This is a genomic window from Bacteroidia bacterium, from assembly GCA_027493955.1.
Classification (GTDB): domain Bacteria; phylum Bacteroidota; class Ignavibacteria; order SZUA-365; family SZUA-365; genus JAOSJT01.
Map to the genome: position 1 here is coordinate 1,341,497 of JAOSJT010000001.1, position 11,908 is coordinate 1,353,404.

At 56.2% G+C, this 11,908-nt stretch carries 9 protein-coding genes; 1 reads left to right on the forward strand and 8 read right to left on the reverse strand.

The genetic code is table 11. The features are described from left to right. Positions 1 to 38: 38 nt before the first annotated feature. The 5 genes from M5R41_05390 to M5R41_05410 all read right to left on the reverse strand — a co-directional run bounded on the left by M5R41_05390 (position 39) and on the right by M5R41_05410 (position 6,469). A complete protein-coding gene (locus M5R41_05390; protein ID MCZ7555819.1) occupies positions 39 to 710 on the reverse strand; it encodes an LUD domain-containing protein in 672 nt (223 codons plus the stop codon). Continuing rightward, entirely contained in the window at positions 697 to 2,112 is a 1,416-nt protein-coding gene (locus M5R41_05395; protein MCZ7555820.1) for a LutB/LldF family L-lactate oxidation iron-sulfur protein, read from the reverse strand. Before M5R41_05395 ends, M5R41_05390 begins: the two co-directional genes overlap by 14 nt. Beyond that, positions 2,109 to 2,858, reverse strand: coding sequence for a (Fe-S)-binding protein (locus M5R41_05400; protein MCZ7555821.1), 750 nt, complete (start codon positions 2,856 to 2,858; stop codon positions 2,109 to 2,111). Before M5R41_05400 ends, M5R41_05395 begins: the two co-directional genes overlap by 4 nt. Before the next feature lie 1,221 nt (positions 2,859 to 4,079). Beyond that, on the reverse strand, positions 4,080 to 4,943 hold the full coding sequence (locus M5R41_05405) for a DUF72 domain-containing protein (protein MCZ7555822.1): 864 nt from the start codon (positions 4,941 to 4,943) through the stop codon (positions 4,080 to 4,082). Positions 4,944 to 5,143: 200 nt separating this feature from the next. Beyond that, positions 5,144 to 6,469 (reverse strand): hypothetical protein, encoded by a 1,326-nt coding sequence (locus M5R41_05410; protein MCZ7555823.1) that lies wholly within the window; start codon positions 6,467 to 6,469, stop codon positions 5,144 to 5,146. 493 nt (positions 6,470 to 6,962) lie between these two features. Here M5R41_05410 and M5R41_05415 point away from each other — a divergent pair, with 493 nt between their 5' ends. After that, positions 6,963 to 7,478, forward strand: a complete 516-nt coding sequence (locus tag M5R41_05415) for a T9SS type A sorting domain-containing protein (protein MCZ7555824.1) — start codon at positions 6,963 to 6,965, stop codon at positions 7,476 to 7,478. A gap of 91 nt (positions 7,479 to 7,569) precedes the next feature. Here the strand turns inward: M5R41_05415 and ftnA are convergent, their stop codons facing one another. The 3 genes from ftnA to M5R41_05430 form a co-directional block, all read right to left on the reverse strand. Beyond that, positions 7,570 to 8,073 (reverse strand): non-heme ferritin, encoded by a 504-nt coding sequence (gene ftnA, locus M5R41_05420; protein MCZ7555825.1) that lies wholly within the window; start codon positions 8,071 to 8,073, stop codon positions 7,570 to 7,572. A gap of 159 nt (positions 8,074 to 8,232) precedes the next feature. Continuing rightward, positions 8,233 to 9,942, reverse strand: coding sequence for a proline--tRNA ligase (locus M5R41_05425; protein MCZ7555826.1), 1,710 nt, complete (start codon positions 9,940 to 9,942; stop codon positions 8,233 to 8,235). A gap of 840 nt (positions 9,943 to 10,782) precedes the next feature. Further along, on the reverse strand, positions 10,783 to 11,724 hold the full coding sequence (locus tag M5R41_05430) for a prolyl oligopeptidase family serine peptidase (protein MCZ7555827.1): 942 nt from the start codon (positions 11,722 to 11,724) through the stop codon (positions 10,783 to 10,785). Positions 11,725 to 11,908 lie beyond the last annotated feature (184 nt).

Consider the following 11,908-nt stretch of genomic DNA (forward strand, 5'->3'; position numbering starts at 1 on the left):
AAGTATGTTGTGATGGATAAAGCGAAGTTCCTGTACACTCACGGGGTTTCTATCAGTACGACGGTAAGCGTCCCGGGACCGTGAACGCCGGTAACGAGCACTTTTTCGATATCGGCGGTTTTGCTCGGGCCTCCGATCAGCGTCACAGCGCTTTTCTTTTCGACGCGCACCAGCTCTTCCAATAGTGGAGCGGCTGCGTGCAGTGTGGGAACGATGCGCTCGACGGGGAGAAAAGCGACATGTTCATCCGACAGCAAAGATACGGAACGAGTCTCTCCGTGTGAAACAGCCGCGATCACAGCTCCGGAATCGGCAATACCGGCCAGCGCGGCTGTCACGCCGATATCCGCGGCATTGAAGCTGCGCACGTCGCGATCCGGCGCGGAAGCGCCGTTGAACACGCTGATGCCCGGCAGTTGGGCGAGGAGCCGCTCATCGATCCCGAGGGTTCGAAGCAGCATGTCCTCCGCCAATACAACACAGCTCTTGCCCCTGGCGTGTGCGACAAAGCGCTCCGCGGCATCGCTGCGGTTGCAGCGTAGCACCGTGCTTCCCGCTGCGATGGCATTTCTTTCAAATTGCTCCGCCGTCGCGCTTCCTGCGCTACAGGCCAGGTCACGGAGTCGCACGGCCAGATCCGCGTAATGCGCCGATCTCATCCCCTCCCCGCTTGCCGGCAGCAACGAATACAAGACGTCACGAGCGTTCACGTGCATGCTCCTCCCATAGCTGTTTGAATGATCGCTCCGGCAGTGCGGGAAAATCCCTAGTGCGGCTCCATACAGGGACTCGGGGTGCGCTGCCGCCACCAGCGAGAAGAGGCGATAAGAAACGCGCAACGCGTCCTGAAAAATCGAAAAGCCAATCACGCGACGCCAGCACTCTGAAAAGTTTCATACCCATGCGTTCGGGCCAGGGACCGTGTCCGTGTCCGGCAATACTTTTCCTCCACCAGAGCAGCAGATGATGCAAATCTATCTTTACGGGGCAAATATCCGCGCAGGCACCGCACAGGGATGATGTGTACGGCATGGCTTTGGCGCGCTGTTCTCCATGAAACACCGGCGATATCACACTGCCGATGGGACCTGGATAGACAGAGCCGTAGCCATGGCCGCCGATTTTCTGATACACTGGGCAGACGTTCATGCAGGCACCGCAGCGGATGCACAGCAATGCGTCGCGGAGCGCATCATCGGCCAGCATGCGGCTGCGGCCGTTGTCGAGTATGACGATGTGGAGCGCACGCGGCCCATCGCTCTCCTCCGTTCCGGCGGGTCCCGTGATGATGGATGTGTAGCAGGTGAGGCGTTGACCTGTGGCGCTGCGGCCGAGCATGTTCAGAAACAGACCGAGGAAGTGTATATCCGGCAGCAGTTTCTCGAAGCCCATCACCGCGATGTGCGTGCGCGGCAGACTGCTGCACATACGCGCATTGCCCTCGTTTTCTACAATGACGATGCTGCCGCTCTCTGCAATCGCGAAATTGACGCCTGAAATACCCAGATCGGCTGCGAGGAAGTCATCGCGCAACGTATCTCGGGCGACGCGCGTGAGGTGCTCAGGATCTTCGCTGTACGCGATTCCCAGCTTTTCCGCGAACAGCGCACCGATTTCCTTTCTGTTCTTGTGCAGCGCCGGTGCGGTGATATGCGAAGGAATTTCGCCGGCGAGTTGCACGATGTACTCCCCGAGATCGGTTTCCACGGTACGGACTCCCGCCTCTTCCAACGCATGATTGAGACCGATTTCCTCGGTGGTCATGGATTTGCTTTTCACGGCGAGGCGGGAGCCGCTTTCCTTCGCTATCCGTGTTATGATACCGCGGGCTTCTTCGGCGTCGCGTGCGAAGTGGAGAATAGCTCCGGCTTCTGTTGCCTTCTGTTCGAAGAGCTCGAGATACCCGCGCAGGTTGTCTATGACATGGCGTTTGACATCGTGCGCCAGCCCGCGCATTTCCTCCCAGTCGTCGTAGTCACCGATAACAGCCGCGCGTTTGTCCAGCGAAGTTTGTGTCGCGCGTCGAATATTTCCCCGCAGTGCGGTATCATGAATTCGCTCAGCCACGAGGCGGTGAAGATTTTCCGGAATGAGAGGCGTAGCGTTGCTCATCGCGCCTCCATGGCCAGGATATCGGCAATGTGCATGGTGCGGACCGGAAGCCCCTGTCGCCGCAGCACCCCGTCAATATTCATCAAACAGCTCGAGTCCACGCCTGTGACCACCTCCGCGCCGCTGCGAACAATACTCTGTACTTTTTCTTCGGCCATCACACTGGAAATATCCGCGTGTTTCACCGCGAACGTTCCTCCGAAACCGCAGCAGACTTCCGCTGCATCCATTTCGATGAGATCCAGCCCGCGCACCCGGCGCAGGAGGCGCCTCGGCTGTTCCTTGATGTGCAGTTCACGCAGCGCGTGACAGGAATCGTGCACCGTCACGGTGGCGGAAAACGCGGCGCCGACATCGTCCACGTGCAGAACGTCCACGAGAAAGGAGGTGAATTCGTGCATCCTGCGGCGCACACGTGCGGCTTTTTCCCGATATTCCGGTGCGAGTTCGAGCAGATTCCCGTAAAAAACCATCACCATCGAGGCACAGGAGCCGGACGGAACGACGATGTAGTCCGTGCCGTCATCGTCAAAAATGTCCAGAAAACGTTCGGCGAGCTGCCGACTCTCTGCATGATAACCGCTGTTGAAGGCCGGTTGGCCGCAGCAGGTCTGTCTTGTATCATAGCTGACCGTTAATCCGAGGCGTTCAAGCACTCTGACCATGTTCATCCCGGTTGCCGGAAAAACCTGATCCGTAAGACATGGTATGAACAACGAAACCCGCACCACCGCTCTCCGCATCATGATGTGTTTCGTAAAATACCACAATATCACGAAGAAACGGAGTGAAATTACATTTCACCCCAACTTGTTTCATCGCGTGCGGAGAGAGTGCGTACCGTGAACGCTCATTTACCCCCCCGATTTATCGCGGAGAAAGAGCACACCGCGCACTCACCGGCCCGCCCCGGCGCCACCCCGCGGTTCCTCTGCGCGACTGCGAACGCGACCACTACCAGCACACTGTCATTTCAATCGGGGGGGGAACTCACTGTCCATTTTTTGCGGTACACTCCAGTCGGGGCGACTGGAGCCCCCAAGAGAGCTCAGGGCCGCCCCGGCGCAACCCCGCGGTTCCTCTGCGCGACTGCGAACGCGACCACTACAAGCACACTGTCATTTCAATCGGGGGAATTCACTGTCCATTTTTTGCGGTACACTCCAGTCGGGGCGACTGGAGCCCCCAAGAGAGCTCAGGGCCGCCCCGGCGCCAACCCGCGATTCCTCTGCGCGACTGCGAACGCGACCACTACAAGCACACTGTCATTTCAACCGGGGGGGAACTCGCTGTCCATTTTTTGCGGTACACTCCAGTCGGGGCGACTGTAGCCCCCAAGAGAGCTCAGGGCCGCCCCGCGGTTCCGCTGCGCGACTGCGAACGCGACCACTACAAGCACACTGTCATTTTAATCCGGGGGGGAACTCACTGTCAATTTTTTGCGGTACACTCCAAACCTGTATTTCTTCAATGACCAGGGGGGTCAGTTTTCGGTTATCAGAGGGGGTCAATTTTCGAGTAGCGTTACCACCGGAAGGCCAAACGCTCTTCTACCCCTCCCCACGATTCATCGGGGGGAGAGAGGCACACCGCGGACTCACCGGCCCGGAGGCGAAACCGGTGCCGCTTCGGCACAATCCAACCCGCAGTGACTCCGCTCGGCCTCCGGCCTCGCTCCGTCACTGAGGGTCCCTGGCCGTTGGAACTGTTGCTGCCACAAGGGGCCAAAAGAAAAATCACGCTGTGTACGTGGAAAACGGATCATCAGTGATACGGAAAACCAGAATAACCTGTATTTCTTCAATGACCAGGGGGGTCAGTTTTCGGTTATCAGAGGGGGTCAATTTTCGAGTAGCGTTACCACCGGAGGGCCAAACGCTCTTCTACCCCCCCCCCCACGATTCATCGGGGGGAGAGAGGCACACCGCGGACTTCAACCGCTTCTTAGGCGCAATCCTCGGCGATTGTCAAAACTTCTCCAGCGAAGGATGTATATCAAGTGCCTGAGCGATGGTGGAAACTGTTTCAATCGCCTGAGCACGGGGATGATTATTTGCGAAAACATAGACGCTACCTGACGCTTCTAACAAAGTAAGAATGTTGTTGACTATCTGAAGGATTTCATCCGGGGTGTAACGGTAATCGTAACGTGTGACGTTGTCGCCGTCGAACCAGTTCTGCGCATTCCGGCCATGCAAACGGTAGTACGAGAAATCCCGCCCCGCAACGAGTGCATCGCTGGTCAGCCCCGGGAGTTTCGGGGCATCTACCGAACATAATGTTATTCCACGCTTCCTTGCGTAAGCATAAGTCATTTCATTGTACCAACTTGAGTGCCTGAGTTCGAGTACAACATGAAATGTGTTGAAGTACTCAACAATTTCATCCAGGTAGGACATGTTGTCCTGCGTACACCTGAAGCTGTACGGAAACTGAAAGAGCAGGCAACTGAGCTGATCGGTGTCCGACAGCACCATCATGGCATCGGCGAATTCCTGCCAGCTCTGCTGCACGGAACGACGCTCATGCGTCAAACTCTGATGAGCCTTGACGCTGAAACGCATGTTCGGCGCCTTGTTCCGTATTTGAAACAGTGTGCTGGGACGCGGCATGGTGTAATACGTGTAGTTCAGCTCCGAAACCGGGAAAAAATGCTGATAATACTCCAGCATTCGCGGCTTTTTCACATCGTGTCGGTAGAACGGCCCAACCCAGTCATCGTAGGAATACCCGCTGGTGCCAAGGTAAATGCCCCGTTGACGCAACTTCCAAATGCTTCTCGGCGGAAGCATGCGCGTCTCCAATTCGGTAAAAAGTGTTTCCTGATACATGACGGCACACATGGTTAGCTTTTTGTCTAACCTAATGTACGCAAGCGCTGCGACGATGTCAAGAGAAAAATGCCTGCATGTGAAAATTTCACCTTTCCGCGAAAAATCCTGCGAAATCTTCCGGAAGGCGGCCGGTGAACAAAACGCGAAAGGCCCGGATAACGTACCCGGGCCCGCGAAGTTGCGCTTGGTCGCGAAGCTCAGCCCTGTGGCGCCGCTTTTTCCTGCTTCTGAAGCATCCCGCGTGCGATCGGTGCCAATGCGGCTATGCCGAAAACCAGAATCTCATTGAAATAATCAACGTCATCGAGTTCTATGCCGATGAGATTGACGCCAAGCGTCAGGTACAGGACGGCGGCGATGAGGCCGAACAGCGACCAACCGGCGATGGATTTCGCGGCTTGCGTGGTGGATTCCTCATTCCTCCGGAGCAGCCAGATGACCAGACTGCCCAGTAACCCTCCGAGCAGCGCGGAAATGAAAAACATCCAGGGAAAAACGTACATCATGCTCATGCTCTGCGTACTGTAGCGGGGCGAACTCACTTCCACCGTGGCTTCACCGGTTCCACGCGAACGCAAGCGCACCGTAGCGAAATCCCCACCGCGGAGCTGCAACGTGGCGGGCGACAGCGATCCCTTGTCCGCGGTGAAATTGATGCTCACCCGCTCCGTGCTGTCGGCACCGCGCAACAACACCGTAATGGGCACGCTCTCCAATCCCCACCCCTGCAGGATGCGGGAACGCGATGCGAACAAGAGCACGGGTTCAATAGCCACCCCGATGGGCACTCCCTCGGGTTGTGCGTAGGTGTACATCTCGAATTGCATCGGCGGAAGCGGACTCGCCTCGGTAAGGAGCAACACCCGGGCTTCGCCGTTGGTGCTGTCAAACGCGATTTCCTCCGGTGCTATCCCGTCTATTCCCGGGGATGAAAAAAAGAATCGCATCGGTTCGGGAAGAGCTGTCGCTTTCCATCGGGTGGGATCGAACAACGCAAAACGGACGACGCTTTGAAACGCCTGCACGACCGGATCATATCGCAGTGGCGAAACCTTGAAAATCGGAACGATATTCGTCAGTCCCGCCACGGACACTGCGTAGCTTTCATTCAATTGCTGCCAGTCTTTATACCGCCGGATGTTTTCGGGTTTGTTGCCGGGGTCCAGAGTGCGCACACCGGAAGTAACTCTCCGAATCGAGATGTTATGCAATGTCGGCATGGTCTTTTTCCCCTGGATTTCCCCTCCGGATATCGAACCCTGCTCCGTCTGCTCCTCCGGCGAACCGCTGTCGCCGGTACCCGCAGGTTTCTGCGTCTCGATGGCCTTCATCGAATCCGTAACACGGTCCCGCATCAGACGGCGCAACGCGTCGTCCTGTATGGTGTAAATGCGTGGTTTGATCGTCGGCTGTTGCAATGTCGTGGATCGAAGGCGGGAATCCTGAGCGAAGAGGAAGTACCCGCCGGAGAAATCGGGAAACAGAATCGCGAGTGCAATGCCGACAGTTACGAAGCGTATCATGATACCGTCCTTTCAGACAGGAACTGAAGAAAATCCATCTCGGATCCGACCACGCATGTTAGCTCATCCGCACAGGTATGCGTAGAGGTGATAGCACCTCGGCTCTCGGGAATGCGTGTACGATACAGATGGTCCGGCAGACTGGCACAAAATAGTTTCCCCGTTGTACGAAATCAACCCAAAATGCAATTCCACTTTTTTTCCTGCCCCACTAGTCGTGTATGAGACTGGTCGCAGGCGAGGTCGTCAAGCCGGTCCGGCTGGAAAACGCTCGTACGTTCTCGGGCTGATCTAGGTAGTACCACCCATAAAAATAGGTGCTACCACCTATTTCTCTGCTCTCCCAGGTTTGCGTAATTACTATTGTCATAATTCTCAAACGTGTCGCTCCCTGGCTCCCTGTGTCAACCGCGGGTCACATCACCATTTGTACGGTGCTGCGTCCCGTCAAGAAAAGGAATTGGTATGCATTGTTTGCGCAGGAGTCCCTGTCATGAAATCCGCCATGGTATTGATCTGTGTCGTCGCCATCACCGCGCTCCGCCCGTCCCCGAGCTGTGCGCAACACTTGAGTGACTCACCCGTTCCGCTACCGCTCGTCGCGATGCTGCAAGGCACAAACGCGGTTGCCTGTCTATCGCATAACGTTCAGCGGACGGGTGCTTCCCTGCGGGAAACATCCTTCAACCCACATCCCAATCCGACCGATCTCACGGCAATGAACGACAGCGTGAACTCCCGCGGCCGGGGTTTCATGCTTGAACAGAATTACCCGAATCCCTTCAATCCCGGCACAGTGATTCGCTTCTCTATTCCCGAAGATGCGCTCGTGAGCATCCGTCTGTACAATCTGCTCGGTGTTGAATTGATGGTTCTGCTTAACGAGCACCGACGTGCCGGATCCCACAGCATCACCGTGGACGGCAGAAAGCTGGCCACCGGCAGCTACCTCTATGCGCTCGAACTCCCCGGACGGCGTCTCGTACGCATGATGACGGTGGTACGATGATTTCAATGGAAGAACGCTCTCCTCTCTCTCCCGCAAACGCACACAGGGCGCGGTTACCCGCGCCCTGCGTTTGATCGTACCGATGTGATAATCACGCTTCCGGCGCGGTGGCCATTTTCCCGAGATCACGGTCAATGAGGTACAATCCCCTGCCATCGTAGGCAATGAGATTGATCTTGTCGAGAATGGAAGTGAAGAGATTTTCTTCCTCGTGCTGCTCGCCGACATACCACTGCAGGAAATTCAGCGACGAATAATCCTTCTCTTCATATGCCAGCGCAACAAGCTCGTTGATCTTGCTGGTGACGAATTTCTCGTGATTGAGAATGAGGCTGAACATTTCCTGCAGCGACTCGTACTCGCTGCGCGGCTTCTCCATCGCGCTGATGATGGCCAGATTCCCGGTTTCACCGAGATAGTTGAACAGCTTCATCATGTGCATGCGCTCTTCCTCGGAATGCGTCTTGAGGAAGGCAGCCGTGCCGTCAAAGCCCTTCCACTCGCACCAGGCGGCCATTTGAAGATACAGATTCGAAGACTCGAATTCGATGGTGACCTGCTCGTTGAGCTTGTCGATCATCTTTGTGCTCAGCATGTGATTCTCCTTCGGTGATGAAATAGATGCGGATATTCTGACTCAAGTAAGCTCAACAGCGGATTTCTGAAAATCGTTTCCGACTGTGAGGTCCGCCCCTTCGACGCTTGACCCGGAGGGGACGTCCCAGGCAGTCAACAGCGACACCGCGGCGACGCGTTACACGCTCAGCGACGCGAGCAACTCCTTGCAGACGCGCACAGCGTCGGACACCGGTACGATGCTGCGCTCGCCGGTGTTGCGGACCTTGATTTCCACATTGCCTTCGGCGAGATGTTTTTCTCCGACAATCACATTCAGAGGCATACCCAGCAAATCGGCGTCTTTGAACTTGAAGCCGGGACTCACACCGGTACGATCATCGAACAGCACCTCGAAACCCGCCGCCTCGAGTGCGTCATGCAGGGACTCGGCATTGTCGCGCACGAGTTCGCTCTCCATTTTCACGCCGGTGAGATGAATGTGAAATGGTGCGATGGAAGGATGCCAGCATATGCCGTCCTTGTCATGACGCTGTTCGATATGACAGGCCACGATGCGTTCGACACCGATGCCGTAGCTGCCCATGATAATGGGATGCTCCTGCCCCTTGTCATCGAGGAAGGTGGCCTTGAGCGCTTCGCTATACTTGGTGCCGAGTTTGAAAATATGTCCGACCTCGATCGCTTTTTTCACACTGAGCGGCAATCCCTTCAACGGATCCGGCTCGCCCTCGAGCACGGTGCGGAGATCATGATACGCGGTGATGTTCGCGTCGCGGTCGAGATCGATATTGCGGTAATGGAAGCCGTTTTCATTGGCCCCGCTCACCATCCCATTCGCGTGGGCGATGCGGAGATCCGCGATTTGCGGAATCGTGGACTTCAGGTTGATCGGACCGATGGATCCGCTGTCCGCGCCGGTCAACGCGGCGAGTTCTTCGTCATGCGCCGGCCGAATGGTATTGGCCTTCAGCGCTGTCTGCAGCTTCGCCTCGTTGAGCTGATCGTTGCCGCACATGAAAATCAGATACGGCTGTTCGTCCGCGAAATACACGAGTGACTTTGCGCAGCGTTGCTCGGGTATTCCATATTGCTCCACCAAATCGTCTATGGATTTGGCCGTCGGTGTGGCAAATTTTTCCGCTGTGGGATTGTCCGCAATACGCTCGACGGACGGAATAGCCGAACTCGCGACTTCGATATTCGCCGCATAGCCGCTCTCGAGGTTGAAGGCGCATAAATCCTCGCCGGCGTCGGATTCCACCATGAATTCCTGCGAACCACTGCCGCCCATCGCGCCGCTGGAGGCGCCGACGACAAAGAACTGCAGTCCGCAACGCGAGTAAATGCGGCAATACGCCTCGTAATGCTTCTGATAGCTCGCGTCAAGTCCCTCCCAGGAATTATCCAGGGAATACGCATCCTTCATGAGGAATTGGCGACTGCGAATCACGCCGGATTTGGGGCGCGGTTCGTTGCGGAATTTCGTCTGTATCTGATACCAGATCTGCGGCATGTCGCGATAGGAATGCACGAATGCCTGCGCGATATGCGTGATGATTTCTTCATGCGTTGGTGCGAGTACGAGATCGCGGTTCTTGATATGGAACATCGTGTCGCCGAAGGCCTCGACGCGTCCCGTCTCCTCCCAAATATCCTTTGGATTCAAGGCCGGCAGATGCAATTCCATTCCACCGATTCCATCCATCTCCTCGCGAATGATCTGCATGACCTTTTTCCATACGCGGTAGCCCAACGGCAACAGCGAGTAAATGCCGGCTGAAAGTCCCCGAATCATGCCCGCGCGCAGCATGAGCTGATGACTGGGAATGACGGCCTCCGCCGGAACCTCTTTCAGTGTGGGAATGAAGTACTTCGATAGACGCATTGAGATAACTCGTTGATATGCAAGCAGTTATAAAATATTCGATACAGGTGTATCTACTAAATATACGACTAATCGCGAGGTGATACAAAAGGTATAAAAACGATAAGAGACGCAATCCCCGTCACCCCGCCGCGGCAAGTCTGCCACGGCGGGGTGATTCGTTCCGTAACGCACATGGAGACTCTACAGGACATGCAAACAGATCACCCTTCGAGACGCCGCCCCATTTTCTCTGCATCGCGAATGATTATACAGCGGCGGCCCTGTTAATGACATCGATGAATGAGGACCGATAATCGCCGTGAAAGCCGGCCCCTGATCATAGCCGAAGGGGCCGGCCCCTTCGGCTCCGCTCAGGGACCGGCACTTCGGTAATCATGGACCCTTTCCCGGTTGTTGCCCTTCGGCTGAGGCTGAGCGAAGCCGAAGCCACGCTCAGGGATCGAGCCGAAACCACAGAGATCTCATGTCATCGCATGAAATGGACCGGTGTCCGCCCAGGCGGACGGGTAGGCACACTGCTTATGACATCGAGTCGGGACCTGCTTTACTCGTGCGTTACGGACGGAATCATGCTTCGAGACGCCACCGGACGACGTCGGAGCATCAGCTTGAAATTTTACTGCGGTTCAGCCTGAGGCTGATCAGCATGACGAGCTTGGTTAGCGTCGCTGATACCGCCTGATGTCATGCGCGAAATGGAGCGGTGTCCGCCCAGGCGGTCTGGTGGGCACACTTAGGGTGACGAAGTCGACCTACGCCCCGGAAGCTTGAACACCGATGTCTTAGGCAGGGAGCGATGATAAAAGCAGCATTCAGCTTCGGGATTTCGCCCCTTCGCTACGGCAACGTATGTTTCTTCATCCATTCCCAGTGCCGCTCCGCACCTTTCATCCAGTGGTTCGTGCCATTGGGATAAGCATGAGCAAGCCCATTTACCATAACGATGTTGAAGCTGTGTGTCTTCATGACGTCGCTCGCCGGAAAAGTCGCAATCATCGCGGTGTTGGTGTCACCGGTGATCGTGTACGCAGTCGAGCAATGAAAGGTGCTTGTGTGCACCTGAATAACATTCTGGAAATACGGAATCGCGAACCCGGCTTCGAAGGAGGACAGCGGTACCGGAGCGTGGAAAAATCTGTCGTCCTCATTGCCGAACTGAAACACCACTGGCATATCGGTGCGCCTGGGGGTAAAGCTGCCGCCATTCGGCGAGGAACCGGCATTTTCCACCGCGGCCGCGAATACGTCGCCCATTTCCACCGCGCAGCGGAAGGCCATCTGACCGCCATTGGAAAAACCGGCGACATAGATTCGTTTTTCGTCCACCGTAAATTTGGCCTTGAGCTCGGAGATGATCTGCCGCAGAAACTTGACGTCATCCCTGGGGATCTCCCCGGCGCAGTACTCGAAGGACCCGGGGTAAATATTCCACTTCGTGGTGGTGGATCTTCCGTCCTCATCGGTGATACAGTGTCGCCATGACGAAGGGAAAACCGTCAGAATGTTCTCCTTCTCCCCTACTTCTTTCCATCCGGAAATATTGTAGAATTTCTCGCCGTCTCCGCTGGTGCCGTGCAGCATAAACACCACCGGTCGTGCACTGCTCCCGTCGTATCCCGTCGGAACGTGGACGTAGTACTCGCGTTCATCGCCGTCCACCATCGTGGTGAAGCGATTCTTGCCGGTGACGAATCCCTGGTCCGACGCAGGGGTTGTCTCGTCCGAACATGCGCTCATGGCGATGAGCAATACAAGAGAAAAAATGCGAGTGTATTTCATCATATCTCTCCGATGATTTCTGCGTGCTGGGTTCGTGAACGCTTCCGCTCCTTCTTGTCGCCGGTGCACGGACGCCGCATGCTCCCCGCAAAGGGGAAGGCCGTGCCCTGACGGGCGATGGCCTGCGGATGCAATCGGGACGCGGTGGATGATGCGGCAGATAAAATACATGCCGTCGCGCGAA